18 protein-coding genes are annotated in these 22,470 nt (G+C 68.6%); 15 read left to right on the top strand and 3 right to left on the bottom strand.

Annotated features, from left to right (window positions below):
- Nucleotides 1-16 precede the first annotated feature (16 nt).
- A complete protein-coding gene (locus UC35_RS20510; protein ID WP_061502998.1) occupies nt 17-406 on the bottom strand; it encodes a metal-sulfur cluster assembly factor in 390 nt (129 codons plus the stop codon).
- Nucleotides 407-596: 190 nt separating this feature from the next.
- On the opposite strand from UC35_RS20510, the gene UC35_RS20505 reads away from it, so the two are divergent.
- The 15 genes from UC35_RS20505 to UC35_RS20435 all read left to right on the top strand — a co-directional run bounded on the left by UC35_RS20505 (nt 597) and on the right by UC35_RS20435 (nt 21,190).
- Nucleotides 597-2,504: a type IV pili methyl-accepting chemotaxis transducer N-terminal domain-containing protein gene (locus tag UC35_RS20505; protein WP_061502996.1), complete on the top strand. Its 1,908-nt coding sequence runs from the start codon at nt 597-599 to the stop codon at nt 2,502-2,504.
- 24 nt (nt 2,505-2,528) lie between these two features.
- Nucleotides 2,529-3,182 (top strand): response regulator, encoded by a 654-nt coding sequence (locus UC35_RS20500; protein WP_061502994.1) that lies wholly within the window; start codon nt 2,529-2,531, stop codon nt 3,180-3,182.
- A gap of 260 nt (nt 3,183-3,442) precedes the next feature.
- Nucleotides 3,443-4,747: an MFS transporter gene (locus tag UC35_RS20495; protein WP_061503971.1), complete on the top strand. Its 1,305-nt coding sequence runs from the start codon at nt 3,443-3,445 to the stop codon at nt 4,745-4,747.
- 21 nt (nt 4,748-4,768) lie between these two features.
- A complete protein-coding gene (locus tag UC35_RS20490; protein ID WP_061502992.1) occupies nt 4,769-6,184 on the top strand; it encodes a NarK family nitrate/nitrite MFS transporter in 1,416 nt (471 codons plus the stop codon).
- Nucleotides 6,185-6,213: 29 nt separating this feature from the next.
- The gene (locus UC35_RS20485; protein WP_061502990.1) at nt 6,214-10,071 is read left to right on the top strand and encodes a nitrate reductase subunit alpha; all 3,858 of its coding nucleotides are present in this window, start codon (nt 6,214-6,216) and stop codon (nt 10,069-10,071) included.
- Nucleotides 10,072-10,195: 124 nt separating this feature from the next.
- Nucleotides 10,196-11,731, top strand: coding sequence for a nitrate reductase subunit beta (gene narH / locus UC35_RS20480; protein ID WP_061502989.1), 1,536 nt, complete (start codon nt 10,196-10,198; stop codon nt 11,729-11,731).
- 2 nt (nt 11,732-11,733) lie between these two features.
- On the top strand, nt 11,734-12,423 hold the full coding sequence (narJ, locus tag UC35_RS20475; RefSeq protein ID WP_061502986.1) for a nitrate reductase molybdenum cofactor assembly chaperone: 690 nt from the start codon (nt 11,734-11,736) through the stop codon (nt 12,421-12,423).
- A 2-nt stretch (nt 12,424-12,425) separates the two neighbouring features.
- Complete coding sequence (gene narI, locus UC35_RS20470) at nt 12,426-13,199, top strand: respiratory nitrate reductase subunit gamma (protein ID WP_061502985.1); 774 nt, start codon at nt 12,426-12,428, stop codon at nt 13,197-13,199.
- Nucleotides 13,196-14,029 (top strand): peptidylprolyl isomerase, encoded by an 834-nt coding sequence (locus UC35_RS20465; protein WP_061502983.1) that lies wholly within the window; start codon nt 13,196-13,198, stop codon nt 14,027-14,029. Before narI ends, UC35_RS20465 begins: the two co-directional genes overlap by 4 nt.
- Nucleotides 14,026-14,742, top strand: a complete 717-nt coding sequence (locus UC35_RS20460; protein ID WP_061502981.1) for a carbonic anhydrase — start codon at nt 14,026-14,028, stop codon at nt 14,740-14,742. The genes UC35_RS20465 and UC35_RS20460 overlap by 4 nt, the downstream gene beginning before the upstream one ends.
- Before the next feature lie 264 nt (nt 14,743-15,006).
- The gene (locus tag UC35_RS20455) at nt 15,007-17,427 is read left to right on the top strand and encodes an adenosylcobalamin-dependent ribonucleoside-diphosphate reductase (protein ID WP_061502979.1); all 2,421 of its coding nucleotides are present in this window, start codon (nt 15,007-15,009) and stop codon (nt 17,425-17,427) included.
- A complete protein-coding gene (locus UC35_RS20450; protein WP_082793413.1) occupies nt 17,424-18,698 on the top strand; it encodes an NnrS family protein in 1,275 nt (424 codons plus the stop codon). The genes UC35_RS20455 and UC35_RS20450 overlap by 4 nt, the downstream gene beginning before the upstream one ends.
- Nucleotides 18,664-19,290: a nitroreductase gene (locus tag UC35_RS20445; protein WP_061502977.1), complete on the top strand. Its 627-nt coding sequence runs from the start codon at nt 18,664-18,666 to the stop codon at nt 19,288-19,290. The genes UC35_RS20450 and UC35_RS20445 overlap by 35 nt, the downstream gene beginning before the upstream one ends.
- Nucleotides 19,287-19,847 (top strand): hemerythrin domain-containing protein, encoded by a 561-nt coding sequence (locus tag UC35_RS20440; RefSeq protein WP_061502974.1) that lies wholly within the window; start codon nt 19,287-19,289, stop codon nt 19,845-19,847. The genes UC35_RS20445 and UC35_RS20440 overlap by 4 nt, the downstream gene beginning before the upstream one ends.
- 62 nt (nt 19,848-19,909) lie before the next feature.
- The gene (locus UC35_RS20435; RefSeq protein WP_061502972.1) at nt 19,910-21,190 is read left to right on the top strand and encodes an acyl-CoA dehydrogenase family protein; all 1,281 of its coding nucleotides are present in this window, start codon (nt 19,910-19,912) and stop codon (nt 21,188-21,190) included.
- A gap of 18 nt (nt 21,191-21,208) precedes the next feature.
- On the opposite strand, the gene UC35_RS20430 is transcribed toward UC35_RS20435, so the two are convergent.
- A complete protein-coding gene (locus tag UC35_RS20430; RefSeq protein WP_061502970.1) occupies nt 21,209-21,853 on the bottom strand; it encodes a 2OG-Fe(II) oxygenase family protein in 645 nt (214 codons plus the stop codon).
- A gap of 114 nt (nt 21,854-21,967) precedes the next feature.
- The gene (locus UC35_RS20425) at nt 21,968-22,420 is read right to left on the bottom strand and encodes a universal stress protein (protein WP_061503969.1); all 453 of its coding nucleotides are present in this window, start codon (nt 22,418-22,420) and stop codon (nt 21,968-21,970) included.
- Between the last annotated feature and the right edge of the window lie 50 nt (nt 22,421-22,470).

The following is a 22,470-nucleotide window of genomic DNA, read 5'->3' as shown; positions in this document are numbered from 1 at the left end:
GGTGCTCGGGTGAACTCTAGGTCGCACGGGGACCCCTCATGTTGATTCGAGTCAAGTTCACCCGCAGCTGGCAGGGCGTCTGTCGATCGATAGGCACCACTTTCATGCGTGCCGGCGTCCATTCCGGTTTCCACACCATCTCCACCACCACTTGGCGCCCGTCGCCCAGGTGATCGAACAGTTCCGCCTCGACATCCTCGGCCAGCAAGTCGCCCAGCCGGCAGCCCGGCGCCGTCATGGTCATCGACACGTGCACGCGCTGGCCGTTGGCCCGCACGCCATACACGAGCCCCGCATCCAGCACATTCAGGCCAAGCAGCGGATGCCTGACCCATTGCAGCGCCCGTTCGATGCCGTCGAGCAGCTCCGGAGGGCCTTCGTACTCGAACGAACGGTCCTGGTTCATGTCTCCTCCTCGCTTTCCTTTGATCCTGCGCACTGCAGGAAGCGCAAGCCTTGCCTCCGGTCAAGGTTTGCGCACCTGGTCCTTCGACCGCATGTTGACCTCGGTCAACCGCATGCCCGGCGCCGGTCCTAAGCTTGGGGCCATCCGTCCCGGGCGGCGCAGCGCGCATCCCATGTATCGAAGCCGACCGATGAACAGCAGGTCCTGGACCCTCACTGTCAAGCTCGTGGCCACCGGCATCACCTTCCTGATGCTGGCCCTCGCATCGATCGGCCTGACGCTCTGGGTCACCTGGAACCTGGAAGGCGGCGCCGCCGCCGTCAACGAGGCGGGGCGCATGCGGATGCAGACCTACCGGATGGCGCTCGTGCTTTCCTCCGGCCTGCCGGACGCCCTCGCCCAAGCCCAGCAGTTCGCAATGGCCTTCGACGACAGCCTGGCGTTGCTGGCCACGGGCGATCCCTCACGGCCGCTCACAGTGCCGTGGTCCGCCGAGTCGCGGGCGAGTTTCGACGAAGTGCGTGGGCTGTGGGCCCAACTCCGGACCCGCTGGCTGCAGGACGGCTCGGATGCGGCGTCCTTCGCCCATGACGCCGACATCTTCGTCGCCGAAGTCGACGCCTTCGTGACGGCGATCGAGACGCAGATCGCGCGCTGGACCGCCGTGCTGCATGTGTTCCAGATGGCCTTGATGGCGCTGGCCGTCGCCGGCGCGGTAGCGATGCTGTACGCGGGCTACGTGCTGGTGCTGGCCCCGCTCGCGCGCCTCAAGCGCGGCCTGGAAAGCGTGCAGGCGGGCGACCTGTCGACCCGCGTGCAGGTCGACAGCGGCGACGAGTTCGGCGAGCTCTCGGCCGGGTTCAACGAAATGGCGCGGACGCTGCAGGCGCTGTACGGCAGCCTGGAAAGCAAGGTGCGGGAAAAGACCGAACACCTGGAGGCGCGGCGCCAGCGCCTGGCGGACCTGTACGAGGTCAGCGCATTCCTGTCGAAGGCCAGCACGCTCGAGGAATTGGGCCGCGGCTTCGCGCGGCAGGTCCGGCGCATCGCACACGCGGATGCCAGCGCGGTTCGCTGGTGCGACGAAGGCAACCAGCGCTACCTGATGCTGGCGACCGACAACCTGCCGCCCGAGCTGGTCTCGGCCGAGGCCTGCCTGGACACCGGCCAGTGCCACTGCGGCCGGCCGGCGGCCGATGCCGGCACGCGGGTGATCCCGATTCGCCCGTCCGATTCCTCGGGCCTGGGGCACTGCAGCCGCAGCGGCTTCGAGTCGGTGGTTTCGGTGCCGGTGCGCCTGCACGACAAGGTGCTCGGCGAGGTGAACCTGTTCTATCGCTACGGCGTGATGATCGCCCAGGATGACCGCGACCTGCTGGACGCGCTGGCCAGCCACCTCGCCAGCGCCATGGAAGGCCAGCGCGCCGCTGCGCTGGAGCGCGAGGCCGCGGTGGCCGGGGAACGCAGCCTGCTGGCGCGCGAGCTGCACGACTCGATCGCGCAGTCGCTGGCCTTCATGAAGATCCAGGTGCAGTTGCTGCGTCAGGCGGTTTCGCGCGGCGACAAGGATGCGGCCTCCAACGTGCTAGGCGAGCTCGACCACGGCGTGCGCGAGTGCTACGCCGATGTGCGCGAGCTGCTGATGCATTTCCGAACCCGGACCAGCGAAGAGGACATGGAGCCGGCGCTGCGCACCACCCTGTCGAAGTTCGAGCACCAGACCGGGCTCGCCGCCCGGCTGGAGATGGATGGCCATGGCGTGGCCCTGGCGCCCGACGTGCAGGTGCAGGTGCTGCACATCATCCAGGAGGCGCTGTCGAATGTGCGCAAGCACGCCCGCGCGCGTGAAGTCGTGCTGCGCGCCACGGCCCGTCCGCACTGGCGCTTCGAGGTGGTCGACGACGGCCTGGGCTTCGACTTGCACGATGCCCGCGGCGAGACTCAGGTCGGCCTGCGCATCATGCGCGAGCGCGCCGAGCGCATCGGCGCGACGGTCCGGGTGCGCTCGGCCCCCGGCCAGGGCTGCAGCGTGTCGGTGGAACTGCCGCCCGCCACCTCCCCGGCCTCCGGCGCCCCCGCCCCGGCCGCCGTCGCCTGAAGAACACCGGACAGAACAGCCCGCATGAACCCGATCCGCCTGCTCGTCGTCGATGACCACACCCTCTTCCGGCGCGGCCTGGTGGCGCTGCTGGCCGGTGACGCCAGCCTGCGGGTCGTGGGCGAGGCCGGCGACGCCGGCGAGGCCGTCCGGCGGGCGGGCGAGTTGCAGCCGGACCTGATCCTGCTGGACAACCACCTGCCCGGCGCCACTGGCGTGCAGTCCCTGCCCGGGCTGAAGGAGGCCGCGCCGGCCGCGCGGGTGATCCTCCTGACGGTGAGCGAGGACGAGCGCGACTTGCAGGCGGCGCTGCGCGGCGGTGCCAGCGGCTACCTGCTCAAGACGATCGAAGGCGAGGACCTGTCGCGCGCCATCCAGCGCGTCATGGGCGGCGAGCCGGTGGTCAGCCCCGAGATGACGGGCAAGCTCATCGCCGCGATCCAGTCCGGCCCTGCCGCCGCGCCGGCGCCCTCGCCGGCCGAGGATGCGATCGCCCAGCTGTCGGCGCGCGAGCAGCAGGTGCTGCAGCAGATCGCCCTGGGCGCGAGCAACAAGGAAATCGCGCGCCACCTCTCGATCGCCGAGACCACCGTCAAGATCCACGTGCAGCACATCCTGCGCAAACTCGGCCTGAGCTCGCGCGTGCAGGCCGCGGTCTTCGCCAGCAAGTCCGCGTAGGCACTGCGCCGGGACACAGCTGGACTCCCTCCCCTCCGGGGGGCAAGGGAGGCCAGCCCGACGCGGTGGCACCACCCGCCATCGCCGCGCCGATGCCCTTGAACCACTTCAAGCCGCGGCGCCCATAGTTCTTCCGAACGATGGCCCCATCGTTCTTCGCGGCTGGCCGCCACCCTGCCACCGAAGGATGTTCGCGAGCGCCGCTAACGCGGACAGTGGAGGCATACCAAAACCACCAGAAGGAGCCCCTCGTGTCAGCCGTGCTCACACCCTCCACCCGGCGCAGCGGCGCACCGCCGCAGGGGGCGCTCGCAGCGCGCCAGGCCTGGTCGGTGCTGATCGTCAGCACCCTCGCCTTCACCGTCTGCTTCATGGTCTGGATGATGTTCGGCGTCATCGGCATCCCGATCAAGAAGGCGCTGAACCTCAACGCCACGCAGTTCGGCCTGCTCACCGCCATGCCCGTGCTCACAGGCTCGCTGGTGCGCGTGCCGCTGGGCATCTGGACCGACCGGTACGGCGGCCGCATCGTCATGGCGATCCTGATGGCACTGACGGTGCCGGCGATCTGGCTGATGGCCTATGCCACCGAGTACTGGCACTTCCTGGCCATCGGCCTGTTCGTCGGCCTGGCCGGCGGCTCGTTCTCCGTCGGCACGCCCTATGTGGCGCGGTGGTTCCCCAAGAGCCGGCAAGGCACCGCGATGGGCATCTACGGCGCGGGCAACTCCGGCGCCGCCGTCAACAAGTTCCTGGCGCCGGCGATCGTGGTCGCCTTCGGCTGGACGATGGTGCCGCAGGTGTATGCGGCGGTGATGCTGGGCACGGTGATCCTGTTCTGGTTCTTCAGCTACAGCGATCCGAAGCATCTGGTGTCGAGCCAGGTCCGCTTTGCCGACCAGCTCAAGGCACTGAAGGATCCGACGGTGCTGCGCTACTGCCAGTACTACAGCATCGTGTTCGGCGGCTACGTCGCCCTGGCGCTGTGGATGGTGCAGTACTACGTCGGTGAGTACGGCCTCGACATCCGCGTCGCCGCCCTGCTGGCCGCCTGCTTCTCGCTGCCCGGCGGCGTGCTGCGCGCGATCGGCGGCGCGCTGTCCGACAGGTGGGGCGCGCACCGGGTCACCTGGTGGGTGATGTGGGTGAGCTGGGTGTGCCTGTTCCTGCTGTCGTACCCGCAGACCGACTTCACCGTCTTCACCGTCAACGGCGCGAAGACCTTCCACATCGGCCTGGACGTGTACGCCTTCACCGCGCTGATGGCGATCCTGGGCGTGGCCTGGGCCTTCGGCAAGGCCAGCGTTTTCAAGTACATCAGCGACGAGTACCCCGACAACATCGGGACCATCTCCGGCATCGTCGGCCTGGCCGGCGGCCTGGGCGGTTTCGTGCTGCCGATCATGTTCGGCGCGCTGATGGACCTCACCGGTGTCCGTTCCTCGGCCTTCATGCTGATGTACGGCGTGGTGTGGGTCTCCCTCATCTGGATGTATTTCACCGAAGTGCGCCGCACCGAGGTGATGGGCAAGGCCGCCCCGGCCAGCCCTTCGTTCGCGCACTGAACTGCGCGCCAAGGAAAAGACATGACAACAACCGCCACCGTACCGGTTCCCCGCCGCGGCCGCGTGATCACGCTGTGGACTCCCGAAGACAAGCGCTTCTGGGAGCGAGAGGGTGAGGCGATCGCCAAGATCAACCTCTGGATCAGCGTACCCGCGCTGTTCCTGGCCTTCGCCGTCTGGCAGGTCTGGAGCGTGGTCGCCGTCGGCCTGCCGGCCCTCGGCTTCAAGTACTCGACCAACCAGCTGTTCTGGCTGGCCGCAGCGCCCGCACTGTCCGGTGCGACGCTGCGCATCTTCTATTCCTTTATCGTGCCGCTGGTGGGCGGCCGCCGCTGGACGGCGATCTCCACCGCCTCGCTGCTGATTCCCGCGATCGGCATCGGCTTCGCGGTGCAGGACAACACCACCAGCTACCCCACCATGCTGCTGCTGGCGCTGCTGTGCGGGCTGGGCGGGGGCAATTTCTCCTCCAGCATGGCCAACATCAGCTTCTTCTTCCCGAAGGAGCGCAAGGGCTCGGCGCTGGGCGTGAACGCGGGCCTGGGCAACCTCGGCGTATCGGTGGTGCAGTTCCTGAGCCCCCTGGTGATCACGGCCGGCATCTTCGGCGTGCTGGGCGGCGACGCGCAGACCGTCGTCAAGAGCAAGCAGGCCGTGCAGGTGTGGACGCAGAACGCCGCCTTCATCTGGGTGCCCTGGATCGTCCTCGCCTCGCTGGCCGCCTGGTTCGGGATGAACGATATCGCCGACGCCAAGGCCTCGTTCGCGACGCAGGCGACCATCTTCCGCCGCAAGCACAACTGGCTGATGTGCGCCCTGTACCTGGGCACCTTCGGCTCCTTCATCGGCTATGCCGCGGGCTTTCCGCTCCTGATCAAGAGCCAGTTCCCCGACGTCAACCCGCTGGCCTACGCCTGGCTGGGTCCGCTGGTCGGCGCCGTGATCCGCCCCTTCGGCGGCTGGCTGTCGGACAAGCTCGGCGGCGCGCGCGTGACCTTCTGGAACTTCGTCGTGATGGCCAGCGTCGTGGTCGGCGTCCTGTATTTCCTGCCCTCCGGCCCCTCGCACGGCAGCTTCACCGGCTTCTTCCTGTGCTTCCTGGCGCTGTTCCTCACCACCGGCATCGGCAATGGTTCCACCTTCCGCATGATCCCGGTGATCTTCCTGAACCAGGCGCTCCAGGGCGTGGACGGCCGCGACAAGGACGCCGTGGCCCGCGCGACCAAGGACGGCAACACCGAAGGCGCCGCGACGCTGGGATTCACCGCCGCGATGGCCGCCTACGGGGGCTTCTTCATCCCCAAGAGCTACGGCACCTCCATTGCCATGACCGGCGGGCCCGAGGCCGCGCTGTACGTGTTCATCGCCTTCTACCTGCTGTGCATCGCCATCACCTGGTGGTTCTATGCGCGAAAGGACGCGGAGATGCCCTGCTGAAGCAGCCCGGAAAAGACAGGACAGAAACCATGAGCCACTTCCTCGATCGACTCACCTACTTCTCCCAGGCGCGCGAATCCTTCGCCGACGGCCACGGCCAGATCACGAACGAAGACCGCAGCTGGGAAGACGGCTACCGCAAGCGCTGGCAGCACGACAAGATCGTGCGCTCCACCCATGGCGTGAACTGCACGGGCTCCTGCTCGTGGAAGATCTACGTCAAGGGCGGCATCGTCACCTGGGAGACCCAGCAGACCGACTACCCGCGCACCCGCTGGGACATGCCCAACCACGAGCCGCGCGGCTGCGGCCGCGGCGCCAGCTACAGCTGGTACCTGTATTCCGCCAACCGCGTGAAGTACCCGCTGGTGCGCGGCCGGCTGCTCAACCTGTGGCGCGACGCGCGCCTGACGAAGCAGCCGGTTGACGCCTGGGCCGCCATCGTGGGCGACGAAGCCAAACGCAAGAGCTGGCAGGAAGTGCGCGGCCTGGGCGGCTTCGTGCGCTCCAGCTGGGACGAAGTGAACGAGATGATCGCCGCGGCGAACATCCACACGATTCGCCGGCATGGCCCCGACCGCGTGATGGGCTTCTCGCCGATCCCCGCCATGTCCATGGTCAGCTATGCGGCCGGCTCGCGCTACCTGTCGCTGATCGGCGGCGTTTGCATGTCCTTCTACGACTGGTACTGCGACCTGCCGCCCGCCTCCCCCCAGATCTGGGGCGAGCAGACCGACGTTCCGGAATCGGCCGACTGGTACAACTCGAACTACATCATCGCCTGGGGCTCGAACGTCCCGCAAACGCGCACCCCCGATGCGCACTTCTTCACCGAGGTCCGCTACAAGGGCACCAAGACCGTCGCGGTCACGCCCGACTACTCCGAGGTCGCCAAGCTGTCCGACCTGTGGCTGCACCCCAAGCAGGGCACCGACGCCGCGCTGGCGATGGCCATGGGCCATGTGATCCTGAAGGAGTTCTACTTCGACTACGAGGGGCGACGGGCCGCCCCTAGCCCCGGCACCACCCTTGGGGGGGCGGACGTCGTCAGGCGGCCTGGGGGGCTCAGTACATCGGCCTACTTCGACGACTACGCGCGCCGCTACACCGACCTGCCGATGCTGGTCCTGATGAAGGAGCAGCAGATGGCCGATGGCACGACCGCGCTGGTGCCCGACCGCTACCTGCGCGCGTCCGACTTCAACGGCAAGTTCGGCCAGTCGAACAACCCCGAGTGGAAGACCCTGGCCTTCGACCAGGCCGGCAAGGTGGTGCTGCCCAAGGGCGCCATCGGCTTCCGCTGGGGCCCGGACGGCCGCCCGGACGCCGGGCAGTGGAACCTGGAAGCCAAGGAGGCCCGCAACAACGAGGACGTCAAGCTGAAGCTGTCCGTCCTCGAAGGCGACAACCCCGAGGCGCAGACAGCGCAGGTGGCCTTCCCCTACTACGGCGGCATCGCGCGCGAGCATTTTCCCAGCTCGGAACATGGTGATGTGCTGCTGCGCACGGTGCCGACCCAGCGTATCAAGCTGGGCAAGGCCGGCGCGGAGCGCTGGGCCACGGTCGCCACGGTGTTCGACCTGCAGGCGGCGCAGTACGGCTTCGAGCAGAGCGCGCCCACCCCGACCTTCCCCCAGGGGAGGAGGGAGTCTCCCGGCTACGACGTGGTCGCACCGTACACGCCGGCCTGGGCCGAGAAGATCACCGGCGTGCCGCGCGAGCAGCTGATCACCGTGGCGCGCGAATTCGCCGCCAATGCCGACAAGACGCAAGGGCGCTCCATGGTGATCATCGGCGCCGCGATGAACCACTGGTACCACGCCGACATGAACTACCGCGGGGTCATCAACATGCTGATGCTGTGCGGCTGCATCGGCCAGAGCGGCGGCGGCTGGGCCCACTACGTCGGCCAGGAAAAGCTGCGGCCGCAGACCGGATGGACCGCCCTGGCCTTCGCGCTGGACTGGATCCGGCCGCCGCGGCAGATGAACTCGACGTCCTTTTTCTACGCGCACACCGACCAGTGGCGCTACGAGAAGCTGGGCGTCGAGGAAGTGCTGTCGCCGCTGGCCGACCCCAAGGAGTACGGTGGCAGCCTGATCGACTACAACGTGCGCGCCGAGCGCATGGGCTGGCTGCCGTCGGCGCCGCAACTGCAGACCAACCCGTTGCAGGTCGTGAAGAACGCGGGCGGCGGCGACGTCAAGGACTACGTGGTCAGGTCGCTGAAGGACGGCTCGCTACGGATGTCCTGCGAAGACCCGGACCATCCAGCCAACTGGCCGCGCAACATGTTCGTGTGGCGCTCCAACATCCTGGGCTCCTCCGGCAAGGGCCATGAGTACTTCCTCAAGCACCTGCTGGGCACCTCGCATGGGGTGCAGGGCAAGGACCTGGGGCCGAACGAAGCCAAACCCACGGAAGTGGTGTGGCACGCGAAGGCGCCCGAAGGCAAGCTGGACCTGGTGGTCACGCTGGACTTCCGCATGAGCACCACCTGCCTGTACTCCGACGTCGTGCTGCCCACGGCCACCTGGTACGAGAAGAACGACCTCAACACCAGCGACATGCATCCCTTCATCCATCCGCTGTCCACCGCGGTGGACCCCGCCTGGGAAGCGCGCAGCGACTGGGATATCTACAAGGGCTTCGCCCGCAAGTTCAGCGAGCTGGCGCCGGGCTACCTTGGCGTCGAAAAGGAAGTGGTGCTGTCGCCGCTGATGCACGACACGCCCGCCGAACTCGCGCAGCCGACTGGCGTGGCCGACTGGAAGCGCGGCGAGTGCGAGCTGGTCCCGGGCAAGACGGCGCCCAACATCGCGGTGGTCGAGCGCGACTACCCCAACGTGTACAAGCGCTTCACCGCACTCGGTCCGCTGATGAACAAGGCCGGCAACGGCGGCAAAGGCATCACCTGGAACACGCAGGTCGAGGTCGAGCAGCTCGGCCAGCTCAACGGCCTGGTGCAGGAAGAAGGCGTGACCCAGGGCATGCCGAAGATCAGCAGCGACATCGACGCCTGCGAGGTGATCCTGCAGCTGGCGCCCGAGACCAACGGCCACGTCGCCGTCAAGGCCTGGGAGGCGCTGTCCAAGGCGACTGGGCGCGACCACGCCCACCTCGCTCTGCACCGCGAGGACGAGAAGATCCGCTTCCGCGATGTGCAGTCGCAGCCGCGCAAGATCATCTCCTCGCCGACCTGGAGCGGCCTGGAGAGCGAGAAGGTCTCGTACAACGCCGGCTACACGAACGTGCACGAGCTCATTCCATGGCGCACGCTCACGGGACGGCAGCAGTTCTTCCTGGACCACCCCTGGATGACCGCGTTCGGCGAGCAGTTCTCCAGCTACCGCCCGCCGGTGGACCTGAAGACGACCGGCAAGGTCGCCAACATCAAGTCCAACGGGCATCGCGAGATCCAGCTGAACTTCATCACGCCGCACCAGAAGTGGGGCATCCACTCGACCTACAGCGACAACCTGCTGATGCTCACGCTCAACCGCGGCGGCCCGGTGATCTGGCTGTCCGAGGTCGACGCGAAGAGCGCCGGGATCGAGGACAACGACTGGGTGGAGCTGTTCAACGTGAACGGGGCGATTGCCGCGCGCGCGGTGGTCAGCCAGCGCGTCAACCCCGGCATGGTGCTGATGTACCACGCGCAGGAAAAGATCGTGAACACGCCTGGCTCCGAGATCACCGGCCAGCGCGGCGGCATCCACAACTCGGTGACCCGCATCGTGCTCAAGCCCACGCACATGATCGGCGGCTACGCGCAGTTCAGCTACGGCTTCAACTACTACGGGACCATCGGCACCAACCGCGACGAGTTCGTGGTGGTGCGCAAGATGAGGAAGGTGGACTGGATGGACGAAGAGGTGGCGGCATGAGGACAGCACTTCTCCCTCCCCCTCCGGGGGAGGGCCGGGGTGGGGGCGCTTCGGCGCCCGGAACGCCCCCATCCCCACCTTCCCCCGGAGGGGGAAGGTGCAAGACCCCTATGGAGAACAAGCAATGAAAGTCCGCGCCCAAATCGGCATGGTCCTGAACCTGGACAAGTGCATCGGCTGCCACACCTGCTCGGTGACCTGCAAGAACGTGTGGACGAGCCGCCCCGGCGTGGAATACGCCTGGTTCAACAACGTGGAAACCAAGCCAGGCATCGGCTACCCCAAGGAGTGGGAGAACCAGGGAAAGTGGAACGGCGGCTGGGTGCGCAACGCCGACGGCAGCATCGAGCCGCGCCAGGGCGGCAAGTGGAAGCTGCTGATGCGCATCTTCGCCAACCCGAACCTGCCGCAGATCGACGACTACTACGAGCCCTTCACCTTCGACTACGAGCACCTGCAGACGGCGCCCGAGATGAAAGCTGCGCCCGCGGCGCGCCCGCGCAGCCTGATCACCGGCCAGCGCATGGAGAAGATCGAGTGGGGACCGAACTGGGAGGAAATCCTGGGCGGCGAGTTCGCCAAGCGCAGCAAGGACGCGAACCTGGCCAGTTTCGAGCAGGCCCAGAAGGAGATGGTGGGCCAGTTCGAGAACACCTTCATGATGTATTTGCCGCGCCTGTGCGAGCACTGCCTCAACCCGGCGTGCGTGGCCTCCTGCCCTTCTGGGTCGATCTACAAACGCGAGGAGGACGGCATCGTCCTGATCGACCAGGACAAGTGCCGCGGCTGGCGCATGTGCGTCTCGGGCTGCCCGTACAAGAAGATCTACTACAACTGGCAGACCGGCAAGGCCGAGAAGTGCATCTTCTGCTACCCGCGCATCGAGGCGGGCCAGCCGACGGTGTGTTCCGAGACCTGCGTGGGCCGCATCCGCTACCTCGGCGTGGTGCTCTATGACGCCGACAAGATCGAGGCCGCCGCCAGCGTGGAGAACGAACAGGACCTGTACGAGGCGCAGCTCGGCGTGTTCCTCGACCCGCACGACCCCCGCGTGAGCGAGCAGGCCCGCAAGGACGGCATCCCCGAAGCCTGGATCGAGGGCGCGAAGAACAGCCCGGTGTGGAAGATGGCGATGGACTGGAAGGTCGCGCTGCCGCTGCACCCCGAATACCGCACCCTGCCCATGGTCTGGTACGTGCCGCCGCTGTCGCCCATCTCCCAGGCGGCCAACGCCGGCCAGGTGGGACTGAACGGCGAGCTGCCGGACGTGGCCGAGATGCGAATCCCGGTGGAGTATCTGGCCAACCTCCTCACTGCCGGCAGCACCGGCCCGGTGATCCGCGCGCTGGAGCGCATGCTCGCGATGCGGGCCTGGCAGCGCGGCAAGCATGTCGACGGCGTCGAGAACACCGCCGCGCTGCGGCAGGCGGGCCTGACGACGGCCCAGGTCGAGGAGATGTACCGGATCATGGCGATCGCCAACTACGAAGACCGCTTCGTGATCCCGTCCACGCACCGCGAGTACGCGGAGAACGCGTTCGACATGAAGGGGGGCTGCGGCTTCTCCTTCGGCAACGGCTGTTCCGACGGCGCGAGCGATGCATCGCTCTTCGGCGGCAACAAGCGCCGCACGATTCCCATCCAGGTGGAGGAGCTCTGACCATGAAGACGAACCGCAACACCCTGCGCGCGCTCTCGCTGCTGCTGCAGTACCCCGACGCCAAGCACCGCCGCCTGCTGCCGCTGCTGCTGGAGGCGATCGACGAGGAGTCGGTGCTGTCCGCCGCCCGCCGCACCGAGATCCGGGCGCTGGCCACCGGCATCCTGCGCGCCGACCCGCTGGAGGCGGAGTCGCGCTACGTGGAACTGTTCGACCGCGGCCGCAGCACTTCGCTGCACCTGTTCGAACACGTGCACGGCGACTCGCGCGACCGCGGCCCGGCCATGGTGGACCTGATCGCCACCTACCGCAGCGCAGGCCTGGACCTGGGCGCCCAGGAGCTGCCGGACCACCTCTGCGTGGTGCTGGAGTTCGCCTCGACGCAGCAGGCCGCGCTCGCCCGCGAGTTCCTCGGCGAGATGGCGCACATCCTGAAGGCCATCTTCAGCGCCCTGCGCCAGCGCGACAGCGCCTACGCCACCCTGCTGGCGGCCGTGCTGGAGCTGGCCGGCCAGAAGGCGGAGGCCGTGCCCTTCGCCGCCGACGAGGACCTGGACGAGGCCTGGGCCGAGCCCGCAGCCTTCGACGGCTGCGCCAGCCGCGGCCAAACCGCGCCCGGCAAGGAGCAAGCGATTCGGATCGTTCCTCGCAGTCACGCGCGCAGCGCCACCGGCGCACGCCAGGAGGCATGAACATGGACTACCTCAATACCCTTCTCTTCGGCTACTACCCCTATGTCTGCCTGACGGTGTTCCTGCTGGGCAGCCTCATCCGCTTCGACCGCGAGCAATACACCTGGAAGAGCGACTCCTCGCAGCTGCTGCGCGCCGGCCGGCTGCGCTGGGGCAGCAACCTGTTCCACGTCGGCGTGCTGTTCCTGTTTTTCGGCCACACCGTGGGCATGCTGACCCCGCACTTCCTGTACGAGCCCTTCATCAGTGCCGGCCACAAGCAGCTCGTGGCGATGGTGTCAGGCGGCGTGGCCGGCCTGCTCGGGTTCGTCGGCGTGACCATCCTGCTGCACCGGCGCCTGTCGGATGCGCGCATCCGCATCAACTCGAAGTTCGGCGACGTCCTGCTGCTGGTGCTGATGTGGCTGCAGCTGGCACTGGGCCTGGCAACCATCCCGCTGTCGGCCCGGCACCTGGATGGCGGCATGATGATGACGCTTGCCGAATGGGCGCAGCGCATCGTCACCTTCCGCGGCGGCGCCGCCGCGCTGCTGTCGGACGCCGGCTGGGTGTTCAAGGCCCACATGTTCCTCGGCATGAGCATCTTCCTGGTCTTCCCCTTCACCCGCCTGGTGCATGTGTGGAGCGGCTTCGCCTCGGTGGCCTACCTGTGGCGGCCCTACCAGGTCGTGCGCACCCGCCGCGCCCTGCGACGCCAGGTCGCGCCCGCCCAGGCGGCCGGCATGCCGGCCATGACGCCGCGGACCATGCCGCAAACGCAAAGGAGCGCCACATGAACCACGTGCGAGGAAGTTGCGGCAGCGGCGGTGTTTGCTCCTGCGCCGGCCAGGCGCAGCCGCCGGTCGCCTCGATCAACGGCATCGCCCTGCACGAGCCGGGCCAGCATCCGGGCGAGTACGAGCTCAAGGAGCGCGCCTGGACCGAGCTGCTGCGGCAGCAGGCGGTGCGCCAGGGCCTGCTGGCGCACCGCCATGTGCTCACGGCACCCGCGCTCGCCGCGCATGAGCAGCAGGCGATCGAGCGCATGCTCGATGAGGCCGTGCCGGTCCCGGCGCCCGGCGAGCTGGAATGCCGCCGCTACTACCAGTCGGTCAAGCCGCGCTTCGTCGAGGGCCGCCAGGTACACCTGCGGCACATCCTGTTCGCGGTCACCGAAGGCGTGGACGTGCACCGGCTCGCGGTAAAGGCCGAGCAGGTGCTGCTCGAGCTGATGCGCAAGGACGTGCCGCCGGGCCGGTTCGCCGAGCGCGCGCGCGAGCTGTCGAACTGCCCGAGCGGCGCCGCCGGCGGCGACCTCGGCTGGATCGGGCCGCAGGACTGCGCCGAGGAACTCGCGAACGAGCTGTTCCTGCAGAAGAACCCGCTGCATGGCATGGGCCTGCGCCCCCGGCTCGTGCACTCCCGCTACGGCCTGCACATCGTGGAGGTCCTGGGACGCAAGCAGGGCCGGCAGCCGGCGTTCGACGAGGTCCGCCCGCGCATCGAGCTGGAACTGGCGCAGCGCTCGCGAGCAACGGCGCTGCACCAGTACGTCCGCCTGCTTGCCGGGCGGTCCAGGGTGGAGGGCGTGGACCTCGAGGCGGCCGCCACACCCCTGGTGCAATGACCGGGCCGGCAGTTCCCGGCGCCCGGGCGCATGCGGCCGGCGGCGATGAGCTGCTGAGGCGCCTGCGGCGTTTCCAGTCGGACTACTTCCCCCGCCACCAGCAGCGGTTCCAGGACCTGGTGGCGCAGGGCCAGCATCCCAAGACGCTGTTCATCGGGTGCTCGGATTCGCGCGTGGTGCCCTACCTGCTGACGGGAGCGGGCCCGGGCGAGCTTTTCATTGTGCGAAACGTGGGCGCTTTTGTTCCCCCGTATGACGGCTCCTACGGCCTGCACGGCACCATGGCCGCCATCGAGTTCGCCGTCCTCAGCCTGCACGTGGAGCGGATCATCGTGTGCGGCCACAGCCACTGCGGCGCCATCCGGGCGTCCTACGAAGGTGTGCCCGACGAGGCCGTTGCACTCAAGGCCTGGCTGGAGCTGGGCCGCGAGGCCCTGCTGCCGGTGTGCCCGGTGCCGGAGGCGCTGCGCCGCACCGAGCAGCGGGCGGTGGTGCTGCAGCTCGAACGGCTCATGGCCTACCCCTTCGTCCAGCGCGAGGTGGAGGCCGGAAAACTCACGCTCCACGGGTGGCACTACGTGATCGAGGACGGAGAAATCCATGTGTTTGACGTCGAGCAAGGGGACTTCGTCCCGGCTTCGTTAGCCTCGAATGCTGGAACAGGGCCTTACCCGCATTTCGTGGAGCACGATGGACAGATCCTCAGCGTTTGACCTGGCTGGCCTTGCCTTGGCGGCTGGCCGGCCGCGGGTTCCTGCCCTGGTGCCAGGCCGATGGGGGCCCGTTCTGCATCGACAAGATGCTCGGCCATGCTTTCAGTGGGGAAGTCGCCAAAGGTCTATTCTTCAGGGGTGCGGGCAAGCTGCCGTTCGGCAGCGAGATCCGTCCTGTGTGCGCGACCTCATCCATTGGCTTTTGGGAAACGTGCGGCCCATCGCGCCGCAACAAGTCTGTATTGAAGGGATGCCTGCCTAAACATGAAACGCGAACCCGATCCCGGAGCCCTGCCCGCCCTGCCCTCGCAGCCCATCGGGCTGGACGTCCTGCGCGAGAAGTACCTGAAGGCTGACGAAGCCAACGAGCAGGATGTGTTCCACCGCGTGGCGCGCGCGCTCGCCAGCATGGAGCGCGAGCCGGTGCGCGCCGAGTTCGAGCAGCGATTTTTCGACAACCTTCGCACCGGCGCGATCGGCGCCGGGCGCATCATGAGTGCGGCCGGCACCACCTTGCAGGCCACGCTCATCAATTGCTTCGTTCAGCCGGTGGGCGATTGCATCCAGGGCGTCGACGACGACGGCTTTCCCGGCATCTACGAGGCGCTGCGCGAAGCCGCCGAAACCATGCGGCGCGGCGGCGGCGTCGGCTACGACTTTTCGCGCATCCGCCCGCGTGGCGCGGAAGTGCGCGCCACCGCCTCGCTCGCCTCGGGACCCTGCAGCTACATCGACGTGTTCGACCATTCCTGCGCCACCGTCGAGAGCGCGGGCGCGCGCCGCGGCGCGCAGATGGGCGTGTTGCGGATCGACCATCCGGACGTGCTGGAGTTCATCACCGCCAAGCGCAAGCCGGGCCGCTGGAACAACTTCAACGTCTCGGTGGCGGTGACCGACGAATTCATCCGCACCCTGCAGGCCGGCGGCGAATGGGCGCTGGTGCACCGCGCCAAGCCGGGCGCGGGCCTGCTGGCGCAAGGCGCCCACCTGCGCGCCGATGGCCTGTGGGTCTATCGCAGCGTTCCCGCGCGCGAGCTGTGGGACACGGTGATGAAGTCGGCCTACGACTTCGCCGAGCCGGGAATCCTGTTCGCCGACACGATCAACCGCGAGAACAACCTGCGGTACTGCGAGAAGATCACGGCGACCAACCCCTGCGGCGAACAGCCGCTGCCCCCCTACGGCTGCTGCAACCTCGGCCCGGTGATCCTGCCGCGCTTCGTGCGGCATCCCTTCGGCTTCGGCGGCGCCCCGCAGTTCGACTTCGAAGGCTTCGCCCAGGCCGTCACGCTGCAGGTGCGCGCACTGGACAACGTGCTGGAGCTCACCCACTGGCCGCTGCCCCAGCAGCGCGCCGAGGCCATGGCCAAGCGCCGCATCGGCGTTGGATTCACCGGGCTGGGCGACACCCTGGTCATGCTGGGGCTGCGCTACGACAGCCCCGAGGGCCGCGAGATGGCGGCGCGCATCGCGCGCGGCATGCGCGACACGGCATATGCCGCCTCGGTGGAGCTGGCGCGCGAAAAGGGCCCGTTCCCGGTGTTCGACGCCGGCAGCTACCTGGAGGCGGGCACCTTCGCCAGCCGCCTGGACGAGCCGCTCAAGCAATCGATCCGCGAGCACGGCATCCGCAACAGCCACCTGCTGTCGATCGCCCCGACCGGCACCGTGAGCCTGGCTTTCGCCGACAACGCCTCCAACGGCATCGAACCGGCATTCTCGTGGACCTACCGCCGCAAGAAGCGCGAGGGCGACGGCAGCACGAGCGAGTACGACGTGGAAGACCACGCCTGGCGCCTGTACCGCTCGCTCGGCGGCGACGTGGCGCGCCTGCCGGCCTCGTTCGTGTCGGCCCTGCAGATGTCGGCGGCCGACCACCTGGCGATGATGGAAGCGGTGCAGCCCTACATCGACACCGCCATCTCCAAGACGGTCAACATCCCGGCCGACTATCCCTACGACGACTTCAAGGGCCTGTACCTGGAAGCCTGGCAGGCCGGCCTGAAGGGCCTGGCGACCTACCGGCCCAACGACATCCTGGGCGCGGTGCTCGAGGTGCCCGCCACCGGCGCCATCGAACCGGAAGGCGCGCAGGCCGCCCGCGCGTCGGTCGATGCCATGCGTGCGGTGATCGAAAGCCGGCCGCAGGGCAACCTGCCCGCGGTGGTCGAGAAGATCGAATACTGGACGCAGCAGGGCCGCCAGCGCCTGTACCTGGTCGTATCCTTCCTGCCGCTGGACGACGGGCGCGAGCGTGCGATCGAATTCTTCATGCCGGTGGGCCAGAGCGTCGAGTCGCAGCAGTGGATCACCTCCAGCATGCGGCTGCTGTCGCTCGCCGCGCGCGGCGGCTTCCTCGAGCGGGCCCTGGCCGACATGCGCAAGGTCGCCTGGGACCGCGGGCCGGTGCGCCTGGGCACCTACGCCAAGGCCGATGGCACCCAGGTGCCGCTGTGGCACGACTCCGAGGTCGCGGCCATCGCCTACGCCATCCAGAACATCATCTCGCGCCGCCGGGGCGAGCCGGTGGCCGCGCTCGATCCGGCCGAGGCCCCGCCCGTGTCGACGGCGCTTCCGCAGACCATGGCCGGGCGCAAGTGCCCGGAATGCGGCGCCCACGCACTGATCCGCAAGGACGGCTGCGACTGGTGCTCGAACTGCGGCCATATCGGCGCCTGCGGATGAAGACGCTGGCCCCGGCCCCGGCGCACCGGCAGTCGCAGGAGGGCTGGACCTGGCGCATGCTGCTGGCTGCGCCGCACCGGCTGGCCTTCTTCCTGGCCATGCTGGTGCTCGTGACCTCGGGCCTGTGGTGGGCCGTGCTGCAGTTCGAACGCCTGTCCGGCGCCTTCGGCCTGGGCTACGAACTCCCGCCGACGGTGGTGCATGCCTCGCTGATGGTGTTCGGCTTCATGCCCCTGTTCTTCGCCGGCTTCCTGTTCACCGCGGGGCCGAAGTGGCTGGGCGTGCAGGCGCCGGCGGCGCGCGACATCGCCCTGCCCCTCGCGCTGATGGCCGGGGGATGGCTGGCCTGGCCGTTCGCCTCGCACGCCAGCGCGGCCGCGGCGATGGCCGCGCTGGTGCTGCCGATCGCCGGCATGGCCTGGATGACCTGGCGGTTCGGGCGGCTGATCTCCGCCAGCCGCGAGCCCGACCGCCTCCATGCCAAGGCGATCGTCACCGGGCTGGCCGTGGGCTGCGCCAGTCTGTGCGGCGTGCTCGCCAGCGTGTTCGCCGATGCGCCCCTGTTTGCACGCACGTTTGCCTACACCGGCCTGTGGGGCTTCATCACCGTGGTGTTCGTCAGCGTGGCGCACCGCATGATTCCGTTCTTCACTTCCAGCGCCTTGCCCATGGTGCGGGCCTGGCGGCCGTTCTGGGTGCTCTGGCTGCTGCTGGGACTGGCCGGCTTCGAGGCGGTGGCCACCTGGCTGGAACTGTTCACCGGCGGGCCGGCCTGGCACGGCGTGCGCGGCGCGATGGAAGTCACGGTCGGCGGCGTGGTGATCTGGCTGGCCTTCGCCTGGGGCCTGGTGCAGAGCCTGAAAGTGCGGCTGGTGGCCATGCTGCACCTCGGATTCAGCTGGCTGGGCGTGGGCCTGGTGCTGTCCGGCGCCTCGCACCTGGTGCAGGCGCTCACCGGGCAGGCATGGCTGGCACTGGGCGGCCTGCACGCGGTGACCATGGGCTGCCTCGGTTCCCTGATGATGGCGATGGTCACGCGCGTGTCCTGCGGCCACGGCGGACGCCCGCTGGTGGCGGACGACCCGGTCTGGGCGCTGTTCTGGCTGCTGCAGGCCGCGACGACGCTGCGCATCGCGGCGGCCGTGCCCACCGGCGCGGCACCGGTGCTGACGCTGGCCGCGGCCCTGCTGTGGGCCGGCGTGCTGGCCGTGTGGGGCTTCCGCTATGGATCCTGGTATGGACGCGCGCGTACAGACGGACGTGCTGGCTGACCACGCCGCCTCCGCGGCCTGGGCCATGGCGCTGCTCGAAGCGCGCCAGACCATCCTGCCCAAGCGGCTGGAGGCGCCCGGACCCGACGCCGGCCAGCTGCGGCAGATTCTCGCGGCGGCCGCGCACGCACCCGACCACGACCGGCGGCTGCCCTGGCGCTTCGTGATCATTCCCGAAGCGCGGCGCGCCGACCTGGCCGAAGCCTTCGCGCAGGCGCTGCAGGAGCGCGATGCCCAGGCCACGCCGGCCCAACTGCAGCAGGCGCGCGATAAGGCCTTTCGCGCGCCCCTGCTGATGCTGGCCGTGGCGCAGCTGGCGCCGGCCGGCGACGAGATCCCGGATGTGGAGCGCTTCATTTCCGCGGGCTGCGCGGTCCAGAACATGCTGCTCGTGGCGACCGCGCAGGGCTACGGCTCGGCGCTCACGAGCGGCAAGGCGATGGGCTCGGCGCCGCTGCCGGCGCTGTTCGGGCTGCGCCCCGACGAGCAGGCGCTGTGCTTCATCAGCGTTGGCACGCCCGCGGCGCGCCGGCCCGCCCGCCATCGGCCGCAGCCGCACGAGTACACCAGTGAACTGGGGAACGAAACATGAGCCAAGTGGTTGGCATCAGCCCGCCGGGCGCCAAGCTGGCCGCCGGATTCGAGCAACCCTTCGAGATGCTGCACGCCTGCCACGAGCGGGTCGAGCGCATGCTGGCCCTGCTGCAACGGCTGCGCGAACACGTGCGCGCGCAGGGTGGCGACGAGCAGGCGCGGCAAGCCGCACGCGACGTGATGCGCTACTTCGACACGGCCGCGCCCAAGCACCACGAGGACGAGGAACTGCATGTCTTCCCGGTGCTCATCGCGCTGGACGACGAGGCCGTGGCGCAGGTGGTCGCGCAGCTGCAACAGGATCACCTGCAGATGGAACGACACTGGCGGGCGGCGCGCGGGCTGCTGCTGGAGCTGGCCGAGGGCCACCGCGCCGCCTTCGACCGGGCCGACGAGGCCGTGCTCGATGCCTTCGCGGGCCTGTATGCCGGCCACATCGAAGCCGAGGAATCGATCGCCTACCCGCGCGCGGCCGCCCTGATCGAAGGCGAGCGCCTGCAGTCCATGAGCCGCGACATGATGGCCCGCCGCGGCCTGGTCGACAGCAAGCGCTGAAGTAGGGTTTCCTGTCGCGCAGATGTCCGACATTTCGCTGCGCCGTAAGGGACACTAGCCTCATGGATTTCAGCCACAGCCCCCGTGCCCTCGACCTGCGCGGCCGCCTGCAGCAATTCATGGAACGCTACCTGCTGCCCTACAACGCGGCCTGGCATGCCGCCGTGCAGCGGGGCGAATTCCCGCCGCCCTTCCTGGAGGACCTGAAATCCCTCGCGCGCGAGGCAGGCCTGTGGAACCTGTGCCTGCCGATGCTGCGCGAAGGCGAGCCGGGCACGCGCCTGTCCAACCTCGACTACGCGCCGCTGGCCGAGACCATGGGCCGGCTGCCGTGGGCGGCCGAGGTCTTCAACTGCAGCGCGCCGGACTCCGGCAACATGGAACTGCTGCATCGCTTCGCTTCGCCGGCGCAACGCGAACGCTGGCTGGCGCCGCTGCTGGCTGGGGAGATCCGCTCGGCTTTCGCGATGTCGGAACCCGACGCGGCCTCGTCCGACCCGACCAACCTGCAAACCACGGTCCGGCGCGACGGCGAGGATTTGGTCGTGAACGGACGCAAGTGGTTCATCACCGGCGCCGCGCATCCGCACTGCCGGCTGCTGATCGTGATGTGCCGCAACGACGGCGGGCCGGCCGACACGCACCGCAGCCACAGCATGGTGCTGGTGCCCATGGAGGCCGCCGGCGTGCAGGTCGAGCGCAACATCCCGGTGCTGCACCACCAGGCGCCCGAAGGCCACTGCGAGATCCTGCTGCGCGAGGTGCGCGTGCCGGCCGACCACCTGCTTGGCACCTGGGGCGAAGGCTTCGCCATGGCGCAGGCGCGCCTGGGCCCCGGGCGCGTGCACCACTGCATGCGCACCATCGGCCAATGCGAACTGGCCCTGGAACTGGCGGCCGAGCGCACGCTGGAGCGCCGCGCCTTCGGCCACTACCTCAGCGATTACTCCAACGTGCAGGAGTGGCTCGCGCAGTGCCGCATCGAGATCGACCAGGCGCGGCTGCTGGTGCTGCGCACGGCCTGGGCGCTGGACCACGGCGAAGAGAAGCCGCAGCAGTTGCGCGCGCAGGTGGCTGCGATCAAGGTGGTGGCGGCGCAGTTGCAGACACGCGTGGTCGATCGCGCGATCCAGGCCTTCGGCGCCATGGGCCTGTCGCCCGACACGCCCCTGGCCTACCTGTGGACCTGGGGCCGCGCGCTGCACCTGATGGACGGGCCCGACGAGGTGCACCTGCGCACCGTCGCCCGCCACGAACTAGCGCAGGCGCGGGAACGCATGGGCAGCGGCAGTGCCTGGTTCACCACGCCCCAGCAGATGGCGGCGGCGCCCCGGATCAAGTAGGCAGGCGCCGCTCGGGCCTCACCACAGGGGCTTGCCGATGTGCTCCGCAAATGCGGAGTACATAAGGTTGAAGCTGATGCTGATCCGCTCTTGCCCGCTGGTGCTGGCGTCGACGGAATGCTCCAGCCAGGAAGGAAACATCAGCAGGGTCCCCTGGCTCACCCGGACCACGACCTGGTCGGTGTTCTCGGCCGTGAGTTCGACGACCGGCGGCCGGATCACCCGGGCTTGGATGCGCGGGTCGTGGAAGTTGATGGTGTCCGCCCCTGGCGGTGTCCGGAGGTAATAGACGCCGCTCAGGACGTTGTTGGGGTGCGTGTGCGCCCGGTGCATGGCGCCCTCGGCGAGAACGGTGGCCCAGCACCCCGTGATCTCCAGTGCGTCGTAGCCGATTCGCCAGAACCGCAGGATGCTCCTTGCCACATGGCTGACGCACGCACAGAGGTCCTGCAGTTCCGGGCGCGCGTGCAGCGTCTGTTCCGACTGCCAGCCCTGGCCGGCTGCGAGCGCCGGCCGGTCGCGCCGCAGTTGACCGAGCAGCGGGACGAGCTTCGCATCCATCGCGTCGCGAAAGTCCGCCTTGAGCTCGAACCTCCAGACCAGGGTGGGAAACATCGGAATGACATCGGATGTCTCAAGCCATAGATCGCGGGTCGTGACCATCAACAGCTTCCGGCAATTTCCATTCCCGTCAGTGCGGCTCCGGCGCGAGGAACTCGCGACGGCGCCTGCTCATCGGCGCGCGCGCATCGATAGCGGATCAGCAGCGCCGGCTCGTCATGCCGGAGCCTGGCGTGCGACCAGCACCGGCAGGGGCGATTGGGCGACCACCTTCGCCGCGACACTGCCCAGCATCAGGCGCGAGATGCCGCTGCGGCCATGCGAGCCCACCACGATCAGGTCGGCCTGCTCTTCCACGGCTGCCTGCACGATGCTGTCGGCGGCGTGGGCGTCCTCGCCACGGCGCAGCTGCAGGTCCGCGGGGCCCCCGGCCTTCGCGCACAGCGCGCTGACGCGCGCATGAGCCTGGGCCGCCTGCTCGTAGGCCTGGCTCATGTAGGCCTGGAAGCCGACGGCGCTGGCTTCGCCCACCCCCAGGTAGGGATAGGGTTCGATCACGAACAGCACCGTCAGCCGCGCCGCGTTCTCCCGAGCCAGCGAAACTGCCAGCAGGGCTGCCTGCTCGGATGCGGGTGAACCGTCGGTGGCCAGCAGAATGTTCTTGAACACGATTTGACCTCGCAGGAAATTGAGCGTGCCCCAATGGTGACGCGGCTCGC

The sequence above is a fragment of the Ramlibacter tataouinensis genome (assembly GCF_001580455.1).
Taxonomy (GTDB): domain Bacteria; phylum Pseudomonadota; class Gammaproteobacteria; order Burkholderiales; family Burkholderiaceae_C; genus Ramlibacter; species Ramlibacter tataouinensis_B.
The sequence above is the reverse complement of the archived record's forward strand: the minus strand, read 5'-3'. Positions and strand labels throughout refer to the sequence as shown.